Origin of the sequence: Caballeronia sp. LZ043, from assembly GCF_031451075.1 — a bacterium.
In the GTDB taxonomy this organism is placed as follows: Bacteria; Pseudomonadota; Gammaproteobacteria; order Burkholderiales; family Burkholderiaceae; genus Caballeronia.
The window spans coordinates 1090360-1113038 of sequence record NZ_JARUXT010000003.1 but is presented as its reverse complement, the minus strand read 5'-3'; the positions used below and the strand labels follow the sequence as shown (position 1 = coordinate 1113038).

General features: G+C 65.1%; 23 protein-coding genes. 13 read left to right on the top strand and 10 right to left on the bottom strand.

What is annotated here, in order from left to right:
• Window positions 1-4: 4 nt before the first annotated feature.
• The 3 genes from QCE64_RS25115 to QCE64_RS25105 are packed head-to-tail and all read right to left on the bottom strand — an operon-like array spanning window position 5 to window position 3364.
• The gene (locus tag QCE64_RS25115; RefSeq protein ID WP_310007375.1) at window positions 5-994 is read right to left on the bottom strand and encodes an acyl-CoA synthetase; all 990 of its coding nucleotides are present in this window, start codon (window positions 992-994) and stop codon (window positions 5-7) included.
• A 20-nt stretch (window positions 995-1014) separates the two neighbouring features.
• Window positions 1015-2694, bottom strand: coding sequence for an AMP-binding protein (locus QCE64_RS25110; RefSeq protein ID WP_310006847.1), 1680 nt, complete (start codon window positions 2692-2694; stop codon window positions 1015-1017).
• Window positions 2695-2713: 19 nt separating this feature from the next.
• On the bottom strand, window positions 2714-3364 hold the full coding sequence (locus QCE64_RS25105; protein WP_309924220.1) for a hypothetical protein: 651 nt from the start codon (window positions 3362-3364) through the stop codon (window positions 2714-2716).
• 460 nt (window positions 3365-3824) lie between these two features.
• Here QCE64_RS25105 and QCE64_RS25100 point away from each other — a divergent pair, with 460 nt between their 5' ends.
• The 6 genes from QCE64_RS25100 to QCE64_RS25075 all read left to right on the top strand — a co-directional run bounded on the left by QCE64_RS25100 (window position 3825) and on the right by QCE64_RS25075 (window position 8791).
• Complete coding sequence (locus QCE64_RS25100; RefSeq protein WP_309907769.1) at window positions 3825-4085, top strand: phosphopantetheine-binding protein; 261 nt, start codon at window positions 3825-3827, stop codon at window positions 4083-4085.
• Window positions 4086-4203: 118 nt separating this feature from the next.
• Window positions 4204-4920 carry a 3-oxoacyl-ACP reductase FabG gene (gene fabG, locus QCE64_RS25095; protein WP_309924218.1) on the top strand — a complete coding sequence of 239 codons (717 nt, stop codon included), beginning with the start codon at window positions 4204-4206 and terminating at the stop codon, window positions 4918-4920.
• 41 nt (window positions 4921-4961) lie between these two features.
• The gene (locus QCE64_RS25090) at window positions 4962-6290 is read left to right on the top strand and encodes an NAD(P)/FAD-dependent oxidoreductase (RefSeq protein ID WP_310006845.1); all 1329 of its coding nucleotides are present in this window, start codon (window positions 4962-4964) and stop codon (window positions 6288-6290) included.
• Window positions 6287-7144, top strand: coding sequence for a MipA/OmpV family protein (locus tag QCE64_RS25085; protein WP_309933639.1), 858 nt, complete (start codon window positions 6287-6289; stop codon window positions 7142-7144). The genes QCE64_RS25090 and QCE64_RS25085 overlap by 4 nt, the downstream gene beginning before the upstream one ends.
• On the top strand, window positions 7137-7952 hold the full coding sequence (locus tag QCE64_RS25080) for a lysophospholipid acyltransferase family protein (RefSeq protein ID WP_309933638.1): 816 nt from the start codon (window positions 7137-7139) through the stop codon (window positions 7950-7952). The genes QCE64_RS25085 and QCE64_RS25080 overlap by 8 nt, the downstream gene beginning before the upstream one ends.
• 62 nt (window positions 7953-8014) lie before the next feature.
• Entirely contained in the window at window positions 8015-8791 is a 777-nt protein-coding gene (locus tag QCE64_RS25075; protein ID WP_309924210.1) for a glycosyltransferase family 2 protein, read from the top strand.
• Here QCE64_RS25075 and QCE64_RS25070 read toward each other — a convergent pair whose 3' ends face one another.
• The 3 genes from QCE64_RS25070 to QCE64_RS25060 are packed head-to-tail and all read right to left on the bottom strand — an operon-like array spanning window position 8792 to window position 11026.
• On the bottom strand, window positions 8792-10159 hold the full coding sequence (locus QCE64_RS25070) for a HAMP domain-containing sensor histidine kinase (RefSeq protein ID WP_309933637.1): 1368 nt from the start codon (window positions 10157-10159) through the stop codon (window positions 8792-8794).
• On the bottom strand, window positions 10156-10896 hold the full coding sequence (locus QCE64_RS25065) for a response regulator (RefSeq protein ID WP_309933636.1): 741 nt from the start codon (window positions 10894-10896) through the stop codon (window positions 10156-10158). Before QCE64_RS25065 ends, QCE64_RS25070 begins: the two co-directional genes overlap by 4 nt.
• Window positions 10883-11026 carry a hypothetical protein gene (locus tag QCE64_RS25060; protein WP_309924204.1) on the bottom strand — a complete coding sequence of 48 codons (144 nt, stop codon included), beginning with the start codon at window positions 11024-11026 and terminating at the stop codon, window positions 10883-10885. The genes QCE64_RS25065 and QCE64_RS25060 overlap by 14 nt, the downstream gene beginning before the upstream one ends.
• 325 nt (window positions 11027-11351) lie before the next feature.
• Here QCE64_RS25060 and QCE64_RS25055 point away from each other — a divergent pair, with 325 nt between their 5' ends.
• The 5 genes from QCE64_RS25055 to QCE64_RS25035 all read left to right on the top strand — a co-directional run bounded on the left by QCE64_RS25055 (window position 11352) and on the right by QCE64_RS25035 (window position 15659).
• Entirely contained in the window at window positions 11352-11624 is a 273-nt protein-coding gene (locus QCE64_RS25055) for a hypothetical protein (protein ID WP_309933634.1), read from the top strand.
• A 44-nt stretch (window positions 11625-11668) separates the two neighbouring features.
• Complete coding sequence (locus tag QCE64_RS25050) at window positions 11669-12088, top strand: organic hydroperoxide resistance protein (RefSeq protein ID WP_310006844.1); 420 nt, start codon at window positions 11669-11671, stop codon at window positions 12086-12088.
• Window positions 12089-12158: 70 nt separating this feature from the next.
• Window positions 12159-13073 (top strand): LysR family transcriptional regulator, encoded by a 915-nt coding sequence (locus QCE64_RS25045; protein ID WP_310006843.1) that lies wholly within the window; start codon window positions 12159-12161, stop codon window positions 13071-13073.
• 133 nt (window positions 13074-13206) lie between these two features.
• Window positions 13207-14427, top strand: a complete 1221-nt coding sequence (locus QCE64_RS25040) for a YbfB/YjiJ family MFS transporter (RefSeq protein ID WP_310006841.1) — start codon at window positions 13207-13209, stop codon at window positions 14425-14427.
• The gene (locus QCE64_RS25035; RefSeq protein ID WP_310006839.1) at window positions 14424-15659 is read left to right on the top strand and encodes an MFS transporter; all 1236 of its coding nucleotides are present in this window, start codon (window positions 14424-14426) and stop codon (window positions 15657-15659) included. Before QCE64_RS25040 ends, QCE64_RS25035 begins: the two co-directional genes overlap by 4 nt.
• A 33-nt stretch (window positions 15660-15692) precedes the next feature.
• Here the strand turns inward: QCE64_RS25035 and QCE64_RS25030 are convergent, their stop codons facing one another.
• The 4 genes from QCE64_RS25030 to QCE64_RS25015 all read right to left on the bottom strand — a co-directional run bounded on the left by QCE64_RS25030 (window position 15693) and on the right by QCE64_RS25015 (window position 17414).
• Complete coding sequence (locus QCE64_RS25030; protein ID WP_310006837.1) at window positions 15693-16079, bottom strand: hypothetical protein; 387 nt, start codon at window positions 16077-16079, stop codon at window positions 15693-15695.
• Between the two features lie 280 nt (window positions 16080-16359).
• Entirely contained in the window at window positions 16360-16758 is a 399-nt protein-coding gene (locus tag QCE64_RS25025) for a hypothetical protein (protein WP_310006835.1), read from the bottom strand.
• Window positions 16758-17045: a hypothetical protein gene (locus tag QCE64_RS25020; protein ID WP_309924185.1), complete on the bottom strand. Its 288-nt coding sequence runs from the start codon at window positions 17043-17045 to the stop codon at window positions 16758-16760. Before QCE64_RS25020 ends, QCE64_RS25025 begins: the two co-directional genes overlap by 1 nt.
• Window positions 17046-17273: 228 nt before the next feature.
• Window positions 17274-17414 (bottom strand): hypothetical protein, encoded by a 141-nt coding sequence (locus QCE64_RS25015; RefSeq protein ID WP_310006833.1) that lies wholly within the window; start codon window positions 17412-17414, stop codon window positions 17274-17276.
• Window positions 17415-17446: 32 nt separating this feature from the next.
• On the opposite strand from QCE64_RS25015, the gene QCE64_RS25010 reads away from it, so the two are divergent.
• Together QCE64_RS25010 and QCE64_RS25005 are read left to right on the top strand one after the other, a co-directional pair.
• A complete protein-coding gene (locus QCE64_RS25010; RefSeq protein ID WP_310006830.1) occupies window positions 17447-21661 on the top strand; it encodes an RHS repeat-associated core domain-containing protein in 4215 nt (1404 codons plus the stop codon).
• 471 nt (window positions 21662-22132) lie between these two features.
• Window positions 22133-22501 (top strand): hypothetical protein, encoded by a 369-nt coding sequence (locus QCE64_RS25005; protein WP_310006828.1) that lies wholly within the window; start codon window positions 22133-22135, stop codon window positions 22499-22501.
• Window positions 22502-22679 lie beyond the last annotated feature (178 nt).

Genomic DNA, 22679 nt, shown 5'->3' with positions numbered 1-22679 from the left:
AAGCTCAGGAATCCCGTGCGACTTCGGGCACGCAGGCATCTGCAGCCTGGGCGGCGCCGGATGCCTTGGACGCGCGTTGCGGCGCGGACGCCGCATTGGCCTGCCAGAAGTCGAAATAGTTGAACCAGTTGTACGGCGCCGCCCGGCAATACTTCTCCAGCAAGGCCACGTAACGCGTGAGCGCGGCATCGACGGCGGCGGCGCGCTCGCCGCGTTCCACTTTCGAGAAATCGGCGAGCGTCTCGAAGTGGATATCGTAGCGGTTGCCGCCGAGATACAGCCCCGTCATGAAGATGACCGGCCGCCGCAACACTGCCGCCATGTGCAGCGGGCCGAGCGGAAACGCGGCAGGCGCGCCAAGGAAGTCGCGTTCCTTGAGCGTGTCGCCGGCCTGGCGCAGCGTGCGGTCCGCCAGGATGCCGACGAGGCTGCCGGCTTCGAGCCGCTCGCGCACCTTGAGCATCGCGTCCACCTTGCCGAGGCCAATCACGTCGTGATGCGCGGCGGGATTCACGGCGGCGAGGATCGCGTTGATCTTGCGCGCGTTCTCCTCGTACATCGTGATCGCAATGCGAATGTGTGGCTGCGCCCGGCCGATCGCCCGCACCACCTCGAAGCTGCCGAGATGCGCGCCCATCAGGAACGCGCCGCCGCCGTCCGCGAGCGCGGCCTCGACGTCCGCGACGCCGTGCGTGCGGATGTCGAACAGGTCAAAGCGTTCGTTGAGCAGGTAGATGCGGTCGTGGATCGTCGAGGCGAACGAAAACACATGCCGATAGCCGTCGCGCCAGCCCGCATGCCGCCCGAGCGCGCGATTCAGATAACCGCGCGACGCGCGCCGCGCCGCCGGCGAAAACAGCACGAAATAGGCGGTGATGAGCCGCAGCAGCACGCGCCCGGCGCGGCGTCCGAAGCGCAGCGAAATCCACGTCATGAAGCGCAGCAACGCGAAATTGCTGCGTTCCTGGCGCTCGGCCCAGTCGTCGCGGTTCATGCGCGCGCGCTTCATGTCGCTCACGTCGCGGACCGTGCGGACGGTGCGGACGGTGCGGTAAGCGAACCGCTCGCCACCGCACGCGCGCCCGCGCGGATCGTGAAGCGGATCGCGCCGCTCGCCGCCGTCTCATACGCGACGTCCAGCGCCTCGCCCGGCGCCACCGGACTCAGGAACTTGGCCGAATCGATCCGGCAGGCATCGAAACGCTGACCGAGCGCGATGCCGAGCGCATCGAGCGCGTGATCGAGCAGCACGACGCCCGGCACGATCGGCCGCCCAGGAAAGTGCCCGGCGAGCGCGGGATGGCCGGGCGGCACCGAAAACGACAGCGCCGCGCGCCGCTCGCGTTCCTGCGCGACCAGCCGCGTCAGCACGTCGCGCGGCAGCTTGCCGGTGGCGTTGCGCGGCAGCGAATCGAAGAACAGCAGCGGACGCGGCATGAACGCGGCGTCGATGCGTTCGCGCAACGCGCGTTGCAATTCCGCCGCGTCGAGTTCCGGCGCGACGACGAGCGCCATCAGTCGGCGCACGGGTTCGTCGTCGGCGTGGGTGTCGTCGGGCATGTGAAACACGCCGTCGATGACGCCCGGAATGGCATTCAGCTGATGATTCAGGTAAGCCAGCGAAGTGCGCTTGCCCGCGATGTTGATCAGGTCCGCGCGCCGTCCGTGCAGCAGGAAAAAAGCGCCGTCGATGAGTTCGAGTGCGTCGCCCATCGGCACCGGCGTCTCGACGTGTCCGCCCGAGGCCCACATGGTGGTGTCGCCGGTTTCATCGGCGCGCGGCGTCAGGGTGACATCGGGGAACAATTCCCACGCCGCCCCGCGCGAGGTGCGGCGCGTCGCGATCTGGCCGGTTTCCGTGCTGCCGTAGATTTCCATCAGCGGCGCGGCGAGCCGCGCCTCGGCGTCCAGCGCCAGTTTCTCGGACAGCGGCGCGGTAGCGGACAGCACCAGCGCGGCGGGCGGCAGCGGCGCTTCGTTGGCGAACAGCGCGCGCAGGTGGATCGGCGAGCTCACCAGCACGCGCGGTTCGGGCACGGCGGCGAGTTCGGCGCGGATATCGACCGGATAGAACGGCTGGCGGTTGCTGAACGCGAGGCCGCCGAGCAGGGCGAGCAGCACCGTCGATTCGAAACCGTACATATGCTGCGGCGGCACCGTGCCCACGAGCGTGGCGGGCGCGCCGCCGAGCAGACCGAGACGCGCCGCCGCCGCGCGCACGTTCTTCACCAGGAAGCCCCAGGTCTTGCGATGCGGCACCGGCGCGCCGGTCGAGCCCGACGTGAACACATAGGCCGCGACGCGCGCGCCGCCGATCATCGGCACATCGGGATCGTCGGCGCCGTCACAGGGCGCGGCGTCTTCGGGATAGCGCATGCGCGGCAGGTCGATCGCGCAGTCGTCGCTGTCGTGCAGGCAGAACGCGTCCGGCGCGAACGACGCCAGCGCGCGCACCATCTCGGGCGTGTGCGTGGACGGCAGCAGGCTGATGCGGCCCGATAACAGCGTCGCGCACAGGCTCACGGTGAAGCGGTAGCGGTCCGCGCAGACGTTGAACACATGCCCGCCCTCGGGCAGCGCGGCGGCCACGCGCCGCACGTCGGCGAGGAACGCGCGGACGCTGACGGGCGCGCCATCGCGCCAGGCGAGCGTCTGATCGGGCGATGCGTGGAAAACCAGCGGAAAGGTCTGCATGAGTAACGGGCCCGGCGGATCATGGCGCGCCGCGGCGCATCTGCGTGGACTGCGAATACGCGCGGACGGCGTCCATGATGCTCGACGGCTTCATGCCCGGCAGCGCGATGCGCCTGCACGCATATTCGACGACGAACATCAGTCCGACGAGCGGCAGCGCGAGATAGTTCGCGAACGTCGACCACGTGACGATGGACGCACCCGCGAACAGCACCGTGGAGACCAGCGCCGTGGCGCTGAAGAACAGGGTCCACGCCAGCGTGACGCCGCGCGTGTAGCGCATCACGCGCGGCTCGATGCGGCCGTGGACGAGGGTGGCGAACTGGGTGCAGAGCGGCTCGCGACCGGCCGCGAGGGTGCGTCCGAAGGTCCAGGCGAGCGCGAGGTTGAAGCCCGCGTGCTCGATCCACAACCCCCAGCCGAAATGCTCGACGAGCGGCGCCCGTCCGAGCCACAGCACCACGCCGGCCAGCGCCCAGAGCGGCAGCAGCCAGGCGCGCGCCGAGGAACGCGCGGCGGCGTTCAAAAGGATCAGCGCGAGCGGCGCGAGGACCAGCGCCAGGCCGATGCCGTGCGCGCCCGGCGTGGACACCGCGTAATGCGCGGCGCACTGGTACGCGACGATGCCGGCGACGACGCCCGCCGCGCGCAGGACGCGGGCGGCCTTCACCGGCCGGACTCCGGAAGCAGATGCACCAACGGCTGCGAGCAGGCTCGCGGAAGAAAAAGAGTACGCACCATGAATTGCGGCTGCGGCGTTGTCGAAAACGCCCGTTTGTTGAACAAAAATGCGGCAGTCGCCTGCCTGACGCTTATTTTCTCGTGCGGGTGCGCGCCCGGTCTGTAACCGATTGTTCGATGCTCTTACAACCGTCGGACGGGCCGGATTCTACCCTACGGCCACCTGCGCCCGGTCCCGCGTGGAAATCACTGATTCTTCTCAGAAATTTCGCATAGGGGCCTGCCGTACGAGCGGTTACCTTTCCTACTAGGCGTCCCAAGGGGCTTCGTCTAGAATTTCGCGAACCGCAATTATCTCGAAATCAGGCCGCCGGAAGCGTGCGCAAGCGCGCGGGGCACTATCGCCGGGCGGCCTTTGGCGCGTTTTTTTGCGCCGCTCTGCAAATACGATGAACGAACTGGAAAGAGAGCTGGCCGAGCTGATCGTCGCCGATCTGAATCTCGAGGACGTCGATCCCAAGGCCGTATCGGCCGACACGCGTCTGTATGAAGAAGGTTTCGGGCTCGATTCCATCGACATCCTCGAGATCGCGCTGCTGATCTCGAAAAAATACGGGTTCGAGCTGCGCTCGGACAATCCCGACAACCAGAAGATTTTCGCCAGCCTGGGCGCGCTCGCGGCACACGTCGCGGCGCATCGCACGCGCTAGACCCCATAACGGCGCTCAGCCTCTTGGCTCGGGCGCCTTCACGCGGGTGAAATCCAGTGCCTCGAGACTGGACGGCGCAATCAACCAGCGGAGTGCAATCGATGACACAAGCCGAGCCATGCGCGCGCTCGTGACGGGCGGCAGCGGCGCCATCGGACAGGCCATCTGCCGGACCCTGGCCGCCGCGGGACACGAAGTCTGGGTGCACGCCAACGGCGGCGTCGAGCGGGCCGAAGCGTGCGTGGAGTCCATTCGCACGGCGGGCGGCACGGCGCACGCCATCGCCTTCGACGTCACCCATCCCGACGCCGCCCAGCACGCCATCGAACGCATCCTGACGGACGGGCCGGTGCAGATCCTGGTAAACAACGCCGGCATCCATGACGACGCGCCCATGGCCGGCATGACGCGCCGGCAATGGAAACGCGTCCTCGATGTCACGCTCGACGGCTTCTTCAACGTCACCCAGCCCCTGCTCCTGCCGATGATCCGCACACGCCACGGACGCATCGTCAATCTGTCGTCGGTGGCGGGGCTGATGGGCAATCGCGGACAGGTCAATTACGCCGCGGCGAAGGCCGGGCTGATCGGCGCGACGCGGGCGCTCGCGCAGGAACTGGCGTCGCGCGGCATCACGGTGAACGCGGTGGCGCCCGGCGTCATCGATTCGCCGATGCTCGGCGCGGCGTTTCCACCCGAGCGCATCAAGCAGCTGGTGCCGGCGCAGCGCGCGGGCACGGCGGAGGAAGTCGCGGGCATGGTCGCGTACCTGGTGTCGGACGCGGCGGCGTATGTCACCGGGCAAGTACTGTCGATCAATGGCGGGATCGCCTGAACCGGCGCATCTGCCGAAACGAGACAAAACAAGGAGCGTGGATGACTGAAGCGACGCAGGCCTGGGACGTGGCCGTGATCGGCGGCGGACCGGCCGGATCGACAGCGGCGACGCTGCTCGCCGGGCGCGGCTATCGCGTGCGCGTGCTGGAGAAGGCGCGGCATCCGCGCTTTCATATCGGCGAGTCGCTGTTGCCCGCGAACCTGCGCCTGTTCGAGCAACTCGGTGTGGCCGACGAGGTTCGCCGCATCGGCATGGTCAAGCTGGCGGCGGAATTCGTGTCGCCGCAACATGACGGGCGCATGCAGCGCTTCCTGTTCGCCGACGCCTGGGACAAGTCGATGCCGAGCGCCTATCAGGTGCGCCGCTCCGAACTCGACGAAATCCTGCTGCGCAACGCGGCCCGCCACGGCGCGGAAGTGAGCGAAGGGTGCCGCGCCCGCGAAGTCGTGTTCGCGGCGGACGGCGCGAGCGCAACCATCCACGCCGAGCACGATGACGGCCGCAGCGAGACGGTGCAGGCGCGTTTTGTCGTCGATGCCTCGGGCCGCGACACGCTGCTCGCCAATCACTTCAAGACCAAGCGGCGCAACGAGCGGCACAATTCGTCGGCGCTCTATGCGCACTTCCGCCACGCGCAGCGCAACCCCGGCGAGAACGAAGGCAACATCACCGTGTTCTGGTTCGAGCACGGCTGGTTCTGGTTCATTCCGCTCGTGGACGGCACGACCAGCATCGGCGCGGTCGTATGGCCCGCGTATCTCAGGCAGCGGCCGAAGGGCACTTCGGTGGAAGCGTTTTTCCGCGACACCATCGCGCTGTGCGCGCCGCTCGCGGAACGCCTGAAGGATGCCAAGCTCGTCAGCGAAGTCCACGCCACCGGCAATTATTCGTACACCGGCGAGATGACGCACGGGCCGAACTTCCTGCTGCTCGGCGATGCCTTCGCGTTCATCGACCCGGTGTTCTCCTCCGGCGTGATGCTGGCGATGCAAAGCGCCTTCGCGGGCGCGGAAGCCATCGACACGGCGCTGGCGCATCCGGCGCGCGCCCAGGCCGCGCTCGCGAAGTTCGACCGCGACGTGCGCCATGGCCCGCGCGAATTCTCGTGGTTCATCTATCGCATGACGTCGCCGACGATGCGCAATCTCTTCATGGGCCCGCGCAATCCGCTGCGCATGAAGGAGGCGCTGCTGTCGCTGCTGGCGGGCGACATCTTCGGCAAGACGCCGATCTGGCATTCGCTGCGCGCGTTCAAGGGCGTCTATTACGTGACGGCGGCGCTCGACTTTCGCAATTCGCTGCGCGCGTGGCGCATGCGGCGGCGCAACCTGAGCGAGGCGGAGCACATGGAGCGGCCGGCCAATTGATCACGCCGACCGTGTTCCGTCCAGCGCATCTCGCGTGGCTCGCGCTAGTCATGACGGCCTCCGCCGCAGCCGATGAAGCGCCGCCGCCTTCAAAGCCGCTCTGGGAAGTGGGCGTCGGCGCAGGCGTGGCCGCGTTTCCGCACTATCCCGGCTCGGACCAGACGCGCGCGTGGGTCTTTCCGTTTCCGTACATCGTGTATCGCGGCAAGTATCTGCGCGCCGATCGCGACGGCGTGCGCGGCCAACTGCTCGACACCGATCGCGTGAACTTCAACATCAGCGTGCTCGGTTCGCTGCCCGTGTCGAGCCGCGACGACAACGCCCGCGCCGGCATGCCCGACCTGAAGCCGACCATCGAGGTCGGGCCTTCGGTGGAGGTGCATCTGTGGCGTTCGGCATCGCGCGACATGCAACTGGACCTGCGCATGCCGGTGCGGTTGGGCATCACGCTGGAGTCGTCGCCGAAGACGGTCGGCTGGCAGTTCACGCCGAACCTGAATCTCGATTTCACCGACGTCGGCCACGTCTCCGGGCTGCACGCGGCCGTGTTCGCCGGCCCGATGTTCGCCGACAGCAAGTACAGCGATCACTACTACACCGTCGCCCCGCAATACGCGACCGCCGCGCGTCCGGCCTTCCATGCGAGCGGCGGTTACGCCGGCTCGCAGGCGCTGGTGTCGATGTCGCGGCGCTTCAGCCGCTACTGGGTCGGCGCGTTCGTGCGCTATGCGAATCTCGCGGGCGCGCACTTCGACGACAGCCCGCTCGTGCGGCAGAAGAGCGTGCTGTCGGGCGGCATCGCGGTGGCGTGGGTGTTCGGGCAGTCGTCGAAGATGGTGGCGAGCGATGAGTGACGCGCAGCGCAAGATCGGCGGCGCGGGCGAACGCATCACGGCGGGCGGCGGGCTCGAATACGCGTGGCAATGCGTGGCGTTCTACTTTGCGCTGCTGGTGCTGGCGCTCGTGTGTCTGACGTGGTGTCCGCTCGCGTGGCTGCTGCGGCGCGTGCTGTCTGCCGCTGACGGGCGGCGCGTCGGCCGCGCGGCGGTGCAGCGCGTCTGGCATCTGTATTTCGTGCTGCTGCGTTCGCTTGGCGCGTGCCGTTTCGATCTCTCGGCCCTCGATGCGCTCGCCGGCCAGCCGGCCATGATCCTCGCGCCGAACCATCCGTGCCTGCTCGATGCATTGCTGATCGCGTCGCGCGTGCCGGACACCTGCTGCGTGATGAAGGGCGATGTCGCGGGCAACGTGTTCCTCGGGCCGGGCGCGCTGCTCGCCGGCTATATCGTCAACGACTCGCCGGTCGGGCTGATTCGCGCGGCCGTCGGCGAATTGCAGCGCGGCAGTCCACTGCTGCTGTTTCCCGAAGGCACGCGCACCGGCGTCGGCTCGGGGTCCGTGAATCCGCTGAAGGGCGGCATTGCGCTGATTGCGGCGCGCGCGCAGGCGCCGGTGCAGACGCTCATCATCGAGACGGATTCGGGCTTTCTCGGCAAGGGCTGGCAGATCTTCCGCAAGCCCGCGCTGCCGATCACCTACCGCGTCACGCTCGGTCGCCGTTTCGCGCCGCCGGCACGCGATCACGCCGCGCTGCAAGGCTTCATCGCCGAATTGCAGCGCTTCTATGCCGGCGAACTGGACCCGCATCGTCCACGCAGCTGACGGGCGGGTTGTCCCACAGCCGTTAAAATTCGTCGCATCCCGTTCCGTTCGATTTCTTCTCAATGCTTTCGTCACGCGCATCGTCCACGCACCTCGTCCTCATTCCGAGCTACAACCCCGGTGTGAAAGTCGAGGAAACCGTGCGCGGCGCGCGCGAGCAGTGGAATCCGGTGTGGGTCGTCGTGGACGGCAGCACCGACGGCAGCGCCGAACGCCTGACGCAGATGGCCGAAGCCGATGCGGGCCTGCGCGTGATCGTGTTGCCGCACAACCGCGGCAAGGGCGCGGCGATTCTCGCAGGGCTGGAGGAAGCGGCGCGGCTGGGCTTCACTCACGCGCTGACGATGGACTCCGACGGCCAGCATCCCGCCGCGCTGATTCCGCAATTCATGGAAAGCTCGCGCGCCGCGCCGGACGCGATGATCCTCGGCCGTCCGCGCTTCGACGCGAGCGCGCCGCAACTGCGCGTGCAGGGCCGGCGCATATCGAACGGCTGGGCGAATCTGGAGACGCTGTGGATGGGCATCGGCGATTCGCTGTACGGCTTTCGCGTCTATCCGATCGCGCCGCTCGCCGCCGTGATGCGCTCGCAGCCGTTCATGCGCCGCTTCGACTTCGATCCCGAAGCGGTGGTGCGGCTGTGCTGGCGCGGTGTGCGCCCGATCAACCTGGACGCGCCGGTGCGTTATTTCACGGCGGAAGAGGGCGGCGTGTCGCACTTCCAGTATGGCCGTGACAACCTGCTGCTGACGTGGATGCACCTCAGGCTGCTGGCGGGCTTCGTGCTGCGGCTTCCGCTTCTGGCCGTCCGCAGACTCATGGCTCTCATGGGGCGATGACTACGCCGGCCTGAGCACCAGCCGCGCTTCCAGCCCGCCGCCTTCGCGCCGGTGCAGCGTCAGCGAGGCGTCCATCGCGAGCGTCAGCTGACGGGCGATCGCAAGTCCCAGTCCGGTGCCGCCCGTCTGCCGGTTGCGCGATTCCTCCAGCCGCACGAAGGGCTCGAATACGGCGGCGAGCGACTCCTCGGGAATCCCCGGCCCGCGATCCAGCACCGCGATGAACGCGCGGCCGTCGTCCTGCCGTCCGGTCTCGATCTCGGCGGCGCCCGAATACTTCAGCGCGTTATCGACGAGATTGCCCACCACGCGCTTGAGCGCCTGCGGCGGCGCCATCAGCGCGCCGCCGATGCTGCCGCGCAGCGTCACGTCCTGCCCGGCATCGCGATAGTCGTCGGCGATGCTCTCGAACAGCGCGTCCGGGTCGATGCGCCGCGGCGCTTCCTGGGTGCCATGCAGCGTGCGCGCGTAGGTCACGCCTTCCTTCACGAGCGATTCCATTTCCTGCAAGTCCTGGCGCAGGCGCGCGCCGGTGGCGTCGTCGTCCATCGTGTCGACGCGCAGCCGCATGCGCGTGATCGGCGTCTGCAGGTCGTGGGTGATGGCCGCGAGAATCTGCATGCGCTGGGTCATGTACATCGCGACGCGGTCCTGCATCGCGTTGAACGCTTTCGCTGCATGCGCCACTTCCTCCGGTCCGCTTTCCGGCAGGCGGCTGGCCTTGAGATCGGGGCCGAGGGTGTCGGCGGCGCGCGCGAGCTGCTTGAGGGGCCCGGTCGCGATGCGCACCGCGAGCCAGCAGCACGCGCCCAGCACGACGAGCTGCAGCAGCAGCACCAGCGGCAGCCAGTCGGACAGCGGCATGCCGACCATCGGCCGCATGTCGATGGTGAGCGGCGTGCCGTCCGAGAGCTTCAGATGCACCTGGAAGTGTTCCTTGCCGCCGGGCACGGCGTTCACGGTGGGCGGAACGTGCGTGCCGAGGCCCGCTGCGGCGCCCGCGACCATCGATTGCGCGAAGCGCGCCGAGAGCGGCGCGGCGGGCGGCGTGCCGCTCTCGCCCGGCCCGAGGACGAAGCTGTAGCTGCGTCGCGCGAGGCGTGGCAGCCATTGCGCGCGTTCGTCCGGCGGCAGGTGATCGAGCAGCGCGACCGACGTGGCCACCTCGCGCTCGACGTAGCCGACCATCATGTGGGTCATCGAGTCGTCGCGTTCGTGCATGGTCAGCAGAAACGAAAAGGTCTGCGCGAGCGCCAGCCCGACGACGAGAATCAGCGCGAGTCGCGCGAACAGCGTGCGCGGCCCGCGCAGCAGCGCCGCAGCCGGAGCGGCGGCGGCAGTCGTGGAAGCGGTGGATAGTGTGCTCATTCTGAGGGTCCGAGCGGTTTGACTTCGGCAGAAAACACATAGCCTTCGCTGCGCAGCGTCTTGATGTAACGCGGCTCGCGCGCGGTGTCGCGCAGCCGCTGGCGCACCCGCGACACGAGCAGGTCGATGCTGCGGTCGAAGGCGTCGGCCTGGCGTCCCTGCGTCAGGTTCAGCAGTTGATCGCGCGTCAGCACGCGTTGCGGATGATCGAGAAACACGCGCAGCAGCCGGTATTCCGCGCCGGACAGCGAGACCATCGTGCCTTCGGCGTCCAGCAGATGACGCGCGGTGGTATCGAGTTTCCAGTCGCCGAAGCCGAGCATCGAGCTCGATTCGCTCACTTCCATGCCGGGCGGCAGCATGCGCGTGCGGCGCAACACCGACTTGATGCGCGCCAGCAGCTCGCGCACCGCGAAGGGTTTGGGCAGGTAGTCGTCGGCGCCCATTTCGAGGCCGAGAATCCGGTCCGCTTCCTCGTTGCGCGCGGTGAGCATCAGCACCGGCACGTCGCGGAACTTGCCCGCGCGCAGTTCGCGGCACAGCACGAGACCGTCTTCGCCGGGCAGCATCAGGTCGAGCACGATCAGGTCCGGCGCGCCTTGCTCCAGCACTGTGCGCATCTGCCGGCCATTGGCGGCCAGCGACACGCGCATGCCGTTCTTCTCGAGATAGGACGCGAGCAGTTCGCGGATCCCGCGATCGTCGTCGACGATCAATACGTGGTCAGTGTTTTCCATCGATGGACCGTGGTCGTTGACGCCAGGATTGCATCCGGCCCGGATTGACGAGCAGGCACTGGACCGGATGGGCCAATTCGGTGGCGAGGCCGCCTGCGAGGAAGGCGAACATCGCGAGCAAGCGTTTCATGCGGGAAGCTCCGGCGGGTGACGCGTTGTTTGCGTCGATGAATGCGTTATAGCGCGTCCCGGCGGATGGTTTGTATCGCAGTGTATCCCGCATGCCGGGCGATACATAAGGTTGCCATCGCATGTCGCGGCGAACGGCAGCGCGCGCGGCCTTCGTATCTCACTGTATCTGCCGCGTGGCCGATACAAAACATTGCAGCGGACCCGCTTGCCGGACACATGCCGGATACCTCCGGGCATTCAAATGCATCCACCGACGGCGCAGCAGGGACTTTCAGCCGACGCACCCGTCATCACTAATCACTCTCTCGTATGGAGCACCGATCATGATCAAGCACTTCGTTACCGCCGCCATCATCGCCGCCAGCGCGGCCGCCGCCGGTTCCGCCTTCGCCAGCAGCGGCTACGGCCCCGCGCCGCACTACGACCCGCTGGCCGGCGCGCCCGCCTCGCAGCGCGGCGTCAGCGTGCAGACCCTCGCGCAGGAAGCCGCAGCCGCGCCGGCCGAGGCCTACGGCGGCATGGACGACACCCGGTCGCAATCCGGCGCGCGCGCCGTGGCGGTCAGCGACACCGCCCGGCTGTTCGCTCATCACTAAACCATTCAGTTCAACCAGTCATCAACAGAGGACAAGGATTAATCATGACCACCCAGATCGATACCGTGCTGTACACCGGCAAGACCCGCGTCGTCGGCGGCCGCGAAGGCCATGCGCGCAGCACCGACGGCCGTCTCGACGTGAAGCTCTCGCCGCAGGGCTCGACCGGACCGGGCACGAATCCGGAACAGATGCTGGCCGCGGGCTGGTCGGCGTGCTTCATCGGCGCGATGGGCAAGGCCGCCGCGAAATTGACAACGCGCCTTCCCGCCGGGACGGCCGTCGACGCGGAAGTGGATCTCGGCATGAACGGCGATGCCTATCTGCTGCGTGCGCGCCTGAACGTGAGCCTGCCGGGCATCGAGCGCGCGCTGGCCGAAGAGATCGCGCAGATGGCGCATCAGACCTGTCCGTATTCGAAGGCGCTGAAGAGCAATATCGACGTGACGATCACCGTGGTCTGACGCGGCCCGGAAGGGGCGCCCGCGTTAGACTGGGCGCTTCTCGAGACGACCCGGCGCCGCCGATCCCCCAATGGACCGAATCGACGCGATGAAAGTCTTCATCGCCACGCTGGACGAAGGCAGCCTGGCGGGCGCGGGACGGCGGCTCGGCCGCTCGCCCGCCGCCGTGAGCCGGGCCATCGCGTTCCTGGAGGAGCACACGGGCACGGCGCTGCTGCATCGCACGACGCGCACCATCAAGCTGTCCGACGCCGGCGAGCGCTATGCCGCCGCGTGCCGCCGGATCCTCACCGATCTCGAGGAAGCCGATCTCCTGATCGCCCACGAACGCTCCGCACCGCGCGGCCTGTTGACGCTGACCGCGCCGGTCGCGGCGGGCGAAGATCTGCTGCGCCCCATGCTCGACGACTTCATCGCGCGCTTTCCGGCGGTTGCCGTGCGGCTGCAACTGCTGGACCGGCCGGTGAGCCTGATCGACGAGGGCATCGATATCGCGCTGCGCATCGGGCATCTGCCGGACTCGACCCTGGTGGCGGTGCCAGTGGGCGAGGTGCGGCGCGTCGTGGCGGCGTCGCCGCGCTATCTGGCGAAGCATCCGCCGATTCTCCAGCCCGCCGATCTCGCCCGCCACGAGATTGTCTCGATGACCCATTTCGGCCTGGATTCGTGGAGCTTTCCAACCTCGGGCGGCGCGGCGATTCCGCAAGTCGTGCAGTTCGCGCCGCGTTTCATCGTCAATACGGTACGGGCGGCGATTGCTTCGGCGGTGGATGGGCACGGCCTCGTGCGGCTGTTCTCGTATCACGTCGCGAAGGAAGTGCGCGATGCGTCGCTGCAGATCGTGCTCGATGATCGCGAGCACGCGCCGTTGCCCGTACATCTGCTCACACCGCACGGACGCCTTGCCGTGCCGAAGGTGCGCGCATTCGTCGATTTCGCGACACCGCGCCTGCGCCGCGAATTCAAGCGGCTGCGACTGGATTGATTTTCATGTGATTCAACCGCCGCTCGGAAGAGTGTCTTCCATTGAGTGCTGATTCTCTCGACAACCGGTTGAAACTATATTGACTCCATGGGCAGGATGCGTAGACCGCGTTCGCCGCAGTCGTGGAGGCGGTATGAGTGATGCAGTTTTCAATCGGACGGAACGCGGCACGTTTCAGGTGTGGCGCGGCGTGCTGGCCGGCGCGAGTGCGAGTCTGGTGGGCATCGGGCTGGCGCGTTTTGCGTACACGCCGCTGTTGCCGGCGATCATCGGCGCGCAGTGGTTTCCGGCCTCGACGGCCGCCTATCTCGGCGCGGCCAATCTCGGCGGCTATCTCGCCGGCGCGTTGATGGCGGGTGTCTTCGCCCGCCACGCGCGCGCCGCGACGGTTTTGCGCGCGATGATGGTGCTCGCCACGCTGGCATTCGTCGCCTGCGCGATCCCGCTGTCGTTCGTATGGTTCTTCGCGTGGCGCTTTCTCTCGGGCATCGCGGGCGGCGCGCTGATGGTGCTCGCCGCGCCGACGATCATCGCGCACGTCGCGCCCGCGCGGCGCGGCTTTGCGAGCGGGGCGATCTTCACGGGCATCGGGCTGGGCATCGCGGCCTCGGGCACGATCGTGCCGTTGCTGCTGCGGCATGGACTCACGGCGACGTGGCTCGGGCTCGCGGTGGTGTCGCTGCTGCTGACCGTTGTCGCGTGGCGGGGCTGGCCTGCGCAGGATGCACCCGCTCATGTGACTCATGTGACTCAAGCAGCGCCGCGCCGTCACGCGAAGGCCACGCGGCCGACCGCGTTGCGCGCGCTCTTCGCCGAATACGCGCTGAACGCGGCCGGTCTGGTGCCGCACATGATTTTCCTGGTGGATTTCGTCGCGCGCGGTCTCGGCAAGGGTGTCGATGCCGGCGCCGAGTTCTGGGTGCTGTACGGCATCGGCGCGATTGCCGGGCCGTTGCTGGCCGGTCATCTCGCCGATCGCGCCGGCTTCGGGCCGGCACTGCGCGTGGCTTATCTGCTGCAGGCCTTGGCCGTCGCGATTCCCGCGCTGACCTCGAACACGGCGCTGCTGATGGTGTCGAGCGTGATGGTCGGCGCGTTCACGCCGGGCATCGTGCCGCTCGTGCTGGGGCGGGTCAACGAACTGCTCGCGCATCATCCGGCGGAGCAGAAGGGCGCGTGGCGCACCGCGACGACGTCCTTCGCCATCCTGCAGGCGCTCGCGGCGTACGGCATGTCGTTTCTCTTTGCGAACAGCGGCGGCGACTACCGCGTGCTGTTCGGCATCGGCGCGGGGGCGCTCGTGATGGCGCTCGCCATCGACCTGTTCGCGGCGACACGGGGAGAAACGCGATGAGCCAGATCATGTCAGCGGCCGTGCCGCCGACTGGCTACGCCGAACGCAACGCCGGCTACTGGCGGCGCAATCTCGCGGTTTGCGTGTTCGGTTCGTTCACGACGCTCGTCAGTCTCAGCATGCTGCTGCCGTTCCTGCCACTCTACGTACGGCAGCTGGGCGTCGAGTCGCGGGCGGGTGTGATCCAGTGGTCAGGCGTCGCGTTCAGCGCGACCTTTCTCGGCACCGCCGTCACCGCGCCGCTCTGGGGCCGGCTCGCCGACCGCTACGGCCGCAAGCCGATGCTCGTGCGCGCCGCCATCGGCATGGCGGTGGTGATGTCGCTGATCGGCGTCGCGCATTCGGTGTATGAGCTCGTGGCGCTGCGGCTGCTGGCGGGGTTGATCGGCGGCTATGCGTCGGCCTCGACGGTGCTGATCGGCACGCAGGCCCCGCGCGAACGTGCGGGCTGGGCGCTCGGGATCCTCTCGACGGGCGCGCTCGCCGGCAATCTCGCCGGGCCGCTGGTGGGCGGGTTCCTGCCTGGGCTGATCGGCATACGCGGGACCTTCTTCGCGGGCGCGGGGATGATCGCGGTGGCCGCGCTGCTGAGCATCGTGTTCGTCAGGGAGGACTTCCATCCCGGCGATGCCAAGCGCCGCGGCGCGCGCCATGTTGCCGAATCGGCCCGGCGCACGAATTACGCGGTGGTCGCCGCGCTGCTCGCGACGGCGATGATGGTGCTGCTCGCCAACATGTCGATCGAGCCGATCATCACGGTGTACATCAGCGGTCTCGGCGTGGCGGGCGATCACGTGACGCGCATCGCGGGCCTCGTGATGGCGTGCTCGGCGCTTGGCAGCATGTTGACGGCGGCGCGGCTGGGCGCGCTGGCGGATCGTATCGGCAGCTGGAACGTGATCGTCGGCTGTCTCGTGCTGACGGGTTTCGCGATGCTGCCGCAAGCCTTTGTGCACCACTGGTGGCAGCTCGCCGGACTGCGCGTGGTGATGGGCATGACGCTGGCGGGACTGCTGCCGTCCATCGCCAAGCTCGCGCGCAGTGCCGTCGATGAGAACAGCAGCGGCACGCTGCTCGGATATCTGCAATCCGCGCAGTTCAGCGGACAGGTGATCGGGCCGGTGATCGGCGGGCAGATCGGCGTGATGCTCGGCCTGCATTCGGTGTTTTTTGTGACGGGCAGTTTGTTGATCGCGTGCGCGGGGCTTGCGGGGTGGGCGCGCACGCGGTGAGGTTCGGCGCCCGGGTGGGCGCGCCTGGGAAGGTTAGTCGCTCTGGGTGGAGGACGTATCGACGGAGTTTGTGTCCGGTTGTGAAGCGGTGGGGGCTTCCGGAGCTTCCTTGGCCGGAGCGTCGCTGTTCACAGCCGTGGTGTCGGGCTGGTTGGCAGGGTCGGCTGCGGCGGGCGATTGCTCAGCGGAGGGCTGGGCTTCCGGCTGTTGCTGCTGTGTCGGAGTTTGTGTTGGCTGTTGCTCCTGTTGCTCCTGTTGCTCCTGTTGATCCCGTTGATCCTGTTGCGACGGAGTCTGTGTTGCCGGCTGCTGCTGTTGCGTCGGAGCCGGTGCCAACTGCAACCGCGTTGGAGTCTGCGCCTGTGCGCTGGCGAGCTGTGGTGCCGCGGCGCCCGGCTGCTGCCATGTCGCATAGTTCACGTTGTTTTGCGGCGTCAGCGCCTGCCCATGAATATTCGACTCGTTGCCGTTGGCGTCGACCGAGTAGTTGTCATGCCGGCTTGATTCGCCTTCGTTACGTCGCGGCCGTCGTTCTTGAAGTTGGAAACCGTCAACGTCCCCCCCGGACCCTCGCCGTGATCGTAGCCGATCAAATGCGTGGGCTTGCCGCTGCTGTCAAAGCTGTCCTGTCTCGCTTCCTTGCCATTTTCGTTGAACGAGTAAATGGTGTGACTGCCGTCAGGCCGTGTAACCAGGCGGTTCAATTCGCGGCCGCTTTGCGGATCGAAATAACTCTGCGTGGTCGCTTCAACGGCTGCAAGGCGGTCTGCTGATCGGGTGTTGTCTGCCGCTGCGCTGCGGTTTGCATGGCCGTCGCCGGTTGCTGCTGGAGCGCGGTCTGCGGGGTCATCGTCGGCTGCTGCCCGGTGTTCTGTGAGACATCGTCCATGGGTTGCTGAGCCGGAGGCTCGGGAGCCTGGGCCGTCTGTTGCTGAGTTGCTGCCTGAGGTGAAGGCGCGGCCTCCGATTGCGTATCGGCTCCGTTTTCCGGCGTGTCAGCCTCGGATCGCCACTTCAAATAATCCCGAAATTCATTCGCCGTCAATGGCCGGCTTTGAATATTCGTTTCCTTGCCATCCTTGCCGACGTCATAAGTCATCAACGCGTTCTGCCCCAGCTTGGACACCGTGCGACTGCCGTCGGGATGGAACTTGACCTTGGTAAGCGTGCCGCCCCGGCCTTCGCCGGGATCGAAACCGTCGACTGGAGGGGCTTGCGCGAGGCGTCGTATTCGTGCAGCGAGCCGACGTTGCGGCGGCCGTTATAGTCCTTAACGCTGTAACCGCCGTCGGGTTTCTGAGTGACGCGGTTCAGGTTCTGATGACTTTGAGGATCGAGATAGTCGGTGGTGGTTTGCTGAGGATAGGGGCTCTGACCAACGCGCATGGCATTCTCCTGTTCGAGGAAGTTGAGGAAATGGGATTTGTGCCGCCGCCACCGGCAACACGGCCGCACGACGCGCCGCCGTCACAGTGTCGGTTTGGAACGATGGGCCCGGGCGTGATCGCGGCATTGGTTGGGGTAGTGGCAAGGGCCATCAAGAAGCTGTCGGAACTGTCCCCGGGAATGCAGCGCATCTGCTTCCCTTCATCAATTTCACAATTCAGACTTTAATCATTCCGTTGCAGGGCTGGATGCAGGAGGCTTGATAGCTTCGATCAACGAGGCTTCGGGCGCATGATGCAGGCAGGGCACCTTATCCATCTGGTTGACCATTGCCGGATCGATCTCAAGCTGAGCATGGCGGAAATCCATGTTCAGCAGCCAATCGGCAGGGAAGAAGCCTGATGGGCATGCTGGCGGTCACGCACCTGACGCCCGTCGTCGGCGTGGACGTGCATCTGATTCAGACGCCCGTGGGCGTCGTCTTGCCGCTGCCGCATCCGCACGTGGGCTTCGTGCTCGATCCGATGGAATACCTGTCGACGCTGCCGGAAGGTGTCGGCAGCATGGTGTCGACGGGCATGGTGGCGATGAGTGCGGGAGCCATCGTCAAGCTTGGGATGCGCAGTGTGAGTGCAGCGACAGTCGCGGCGGGCGTGATGGCCGTTGCGGTGACCGCCGGCGGTGGGGGTGGTCCGATCTGGATCAATGGCCTGATGCGCTCGACCGCCGGCACGCAGACCATGCATCTGCCTGGGCTGCATTTTCCGATTGGCGGCGTGTTCACCGGGTCCGACGCGCCCAAGCCCGCGGGTAACGGCGAAGCCGTCCTCGGCAGCATGACCGTGCATGCCAATGGCGATCCGATGGCCTATGCGGTGCTGCCGGCGTTGACGTGCTGGTTCGCAGGGATGCTCTCGTTGTCGCACAACAGCGAGCACACGCGGCGTGGAAGCATGTCGCTGCCCACCTCGATCATGCTGCCGATTCCGGCATCCCGCCCCGTACTCGTCGGTGGACCGCCCGTGCCCAGCATCGCGGCGCTCGCGGGCATGGCGATGCGTGCAGCCTTCTCCCATGGCCTGTCCAAACCGTCGCGTGCCTGCCACGTGTCCAGGGCGATTCAGGATCGCGTGGGCAACGGACGATGGGGCAACTTCGTCAGTCTGGTCGCCAGATGGGTCTTTGGCGAACCGGTCAACGGCATCACGGGTGAGGTCGTGGTGCAGCAGCACGATTTCACCGTGCCGGGACGGCTGCCGCTCGTGTGGAACCGTCGTTACGCAAGTCACGACACCCGTCTGGGCGCAGTGGGCTGCGGCTGGCAATCGCCTGCTGATATCCGTATCGAACTCTTTGAGCACGATGGGGAAATTGGCAGCATTGTCTGCTTCCCTGACAAATGGGTGTGCTTCGATCAGATGCCAGCGGATGAAGGCTGGGGTGCGCGCATCATCGAAGGCATAGGCGGCTATGCGCTCTATCTCGATGGCACGCGGTTGATCGTGCGAAGTCGGGAAGGCATCGAACACCGCTTCGCGATGCCCGAGCAATGGCGCGATCAGGCGCTTGCCGCCAGTCCGCAGCAACCGCTCCAGTCGTGGCTTACGCAATTCAATGATCTGAACGGCAATGCGTGGCGTATCGAGTTACCCAGTGAAGGCGCACTGCGCTTCATCGAATGGTCGGGCGATGCCACGACGGGCCGCCTCGTGCACTGCGCTGCGGGCGATGTGCCCGGCTGCATCGGTAGGGTGACATTGCACGACGCGCAAGGCCAACGCTGGCCGCTGGTGCGCTATGAGCAGAATGCGCGCAGCGATCTGATCGCGGTCCACGATGCGCTCGATCATCCCTACAGCTTCGGCTATGCCGGCGAGCACGTCATGGTGCGGCATACGGATCGCAATGGTCTGTCGTTTTACTACTCGCATCAAATGCATGACGACGGTCTGTGGCGCGTCGATCACGCATGGGGCGATGGCGGTCTTCATGACTATCGCTTCGACTATGACCTGACCTATCGCGAAACGCGCATCACCGATTCGCTGGGCGGACTCATGCGCCTGCAATGCGATCAACGCGGGTTGCCGGTCATGCTGATCGATCAGTTGGGTGGCATGTCCAGTTATCGCTATGACGGGCTGGGACGCACCGTTGCAGCAGTGGACCCTGCCGGGAACCGGACCACGTGGGAATACGATCTGTGCGGCAATCTGCTGACGCACACGCTGCCGGATCGCAGCGCGACGCGCACGGAGTACGACGACAATCTGCGGCCTATCGCTATTACTGATCCGGAAGGCGGCCAGTGGAAGCAAACGTGGGACACGCGCGGAAATCTCGTTGAGCAGATCACGCCCTCGGGCCTTGTCACCGCATTCGGCCACGATACCCGCGGCCAGCTCGTAAAGGTGCGCAACGCCGCGCAACAGGTCACGACACTCGCCTATGACGCACTGGGCTATGTCGCCGCTTTGACGGATGCATTGGGTCGCACCACGCGATTGAAGCACGACGCGCGCGGCAAGCTGATCGAACGGCAATCGCCGGGCGAGGAAGCCGCCACCTATAAATGGGACGCCAAGGGGCGACTTACGGCCTGCATGCTGCCGGGGTATCGCCTGGTGTACTGCGAATACGACGCCGAGGACAACCTCACGCAGTACACCGATGAAGCGGGCCACATCACGCGCTTCAGCTTCTTTGGACAGGGCCAGTTGGCGAGCCGCATCGACGCCAATGGCAATGTCACCCACTATCGCTACAACACGGAAGAGCAACTGGTCGGCGTGACCAATGCGCGAGGAGAAACGTGGCATCTGAAGCGCGATGCGGTGGGACGGCTGATCGAGGAAATCGGCTATGACAAGCGCTCGCGCCGCTACGTCTACGATCCGGCGGGGCATCTGACGCAGAGCATCGATCCGTTGGGGCAGGTGCTGACGGTGACGTGCGATCCGTTGGGGCGTATCACACGGCGCGCAGTTGCAGGCAGCGATCAAAGCGAAGCCTTCACGTACGACAAGCGCGGCCAGTTGATCCGCGCAAGCAATGCAAACGGCATAGTCAAGCGCGCCTATGACCTCGATGGGCAACTGCTGATGGAGCTGCAACAGCACGTCGACGCGACGGGAACGCTCGCGTATGCCTACGACGGGGCCGGGCGTCTGACTGAGCAGACGCGCAAGCTGCAAACAGCCGATTCCGTGTTCGAGCAGACGCTCACGTACACGTATGACGCGCTGGGCGCGCCGCAATCCATCCAGATCGACGACAACGAGCCAATCCGCTTCACGCGCAATATTGCGGGACGGCTGGCTCGTACACAGTTCACCGGAAGCCTCGAACACGTCTACGAATATGACCACGCAGGACGCCTGGCGCGTCATGCAACCCGCCGCGCCGGCGTGCACGACGACGACACGCACTTCCGCTATGACATCAGCGGCAATTTGATTGAACGCCGCGACAGCCGCTCCGGTAGCGATCAATTCAGCTATGACCCGCTCGGGCGTATTGTGGCGCACACAGATCCGGTCGGGTGGCTGAAGTATTTCGCCTACGACGCCCACGGAGACCGCTTCAAGGTCGTATGCGACGACGACCGCGGGCGAGAACTACACCACAACGATGGCGCGCGCTGGCTACTGGATGCGGCGGGCCAACTGGTGATACGCCAAGGCGGCGGACAGGGTGTGCAGCACTTCGAGTGGGATGCGTTCGGGAGGTTGGTGGGCTTCGAGAACACGCACAACGAGCGCTGGGCGTATCGCTATGACGCGCTGGGACGGCGCATCGGCAAGCGGGCGACCGAGGCGTGGCATGGAAAACATAGCCAGCACGGTTCGCAAACCTGGTTCCTGTGGGACGGCGATGCGATGGCGGGTGAGGTACGGAGCGCTTCGAACAAACACGACACAGCACGCTTCTATGCCTACCACCTGGGCAGCTTCGAGCCCCTGGCGATGCAGACAAAGTCCGCCTCATCGAAGCATCTTTACTTCTACCAAAACGACCCGAACGGCGCGCCAGTACGCCTGCGCATTACGAACGGCGAGATCGTATGGGAAGTACACTACGGCGTGACCGGCGGAGTCGATCGGGTCGAGACGGAGCGCATCGAGCAACCGATCCGGCTGCAAGGTCAATATGAAGACTATGAGAGTGGGCTGAGATATAACCGGCACCGGTACTTCGACCCGCAGACGGGCAGTTTTGTCTCTCGAGACCCTATCGGCTTGCTTGGCGGCCCGAATCCGTATCAATACGCACCGAATACCATAAGCTGGATTGATCCTTGGGGGTTGACTTGCTGGAGTGCTACCAGGAATAAGTCGCCCGTCAAGAATGCTTTCGATCATTGGACGAAACATGAGGGTGAATTTCCCGAATTTAAAAATGCGAAGCAATATCTTGAAGGAACTCGAGAATTTACGAAATCGCCATCAACTGGTACTTTGATGAAAGCAAGGTCGAATGGTGAGAAAGTGTATTATGAGCCGTCAACAAATACTTTCGCCGTGACTCTTCCAGACGGCACGCCGAAAACCATGTTCAGGCCGAATCCGGCAGATCACGGCTTCCCAACGAACCTGGACTATTATCATGCGCAATAGTTGTCATTGCAGAGTATGCGGTTACGATCTATCATTTCTTCCGTGGGGAGATGACGGAAAGACTCCATCATGGGAGATATGTGATTGCTGCGGCACTGAATTCGGTTATGAAGATTGCACTCCAGAAAGCGCAAGAGCAAAACGGGCTAAGTGGATCTCGGGTGGAGAAAAATGGTTTAACGAAAAGAAAAAGCCGACGGTTTGGGATAGTGAGCGTCAGCTTTCACATGTGCCTGACGATTACAAATAAGTAATCGGGTGCCACAAATAAACGGAGAGCCGCTTGCGCGGCCTATCGTTCGTTTAAAGTGAAGCCAAGCAACATGTTATAAGATCTTTTGCCAATATGGCCTGAAAAACTTACTTGCGAGGATTGAGCGTCAAGAAAGCGGGGCGCTGAATCGGCCTGGACACCACACATCATCACATCATTACATATTCACTCCCTTTCGGATAAATGAAAAAGACAGAATGGTAGGAGAACAGAATCCTATGGCGTGCAGAGAAGCTTCATCTGCGTTCTCATCTATGGAGCACTTTCTTCGTCAGGAGAAGGAAGCAGCCAGCAATATGGAGAAGTTGCTTGATTCCCATGGAAGGTTTTTGATCATTTTTTGCCAAAAAAATAACACATGGACAGTCGTTGCTGATCAATTTTCGGTGGGTGTGATTGAAGGAGTTCTATCTGTGATCGATCTCGATTCATTGGGAAATTTATGCACAGGCAACCCTGACAATCTGTCGCCGGAGAAATTGAAGATGAGCGCTGAGTACATTAAGGTAGGGGAGAATGGACGCGAATTCTGGACCCTCCAGGAAATAGTCACTTTTCTCTATTGAATATTCTAAAAATTTTTCCAATATCTTTGCTCTGAAAATGAGCCATCCTGCAACGAATCGACTTGAGCGAGTGTGAATCGACTGGAAGCATCGGCGGAGGCGCATCGGCCGGGCAACCTGAAGGCTTTCTCTCCGAGTCCAGAAGGTTGAAGATTCCCTTAAACCACGCCCTTAAGTC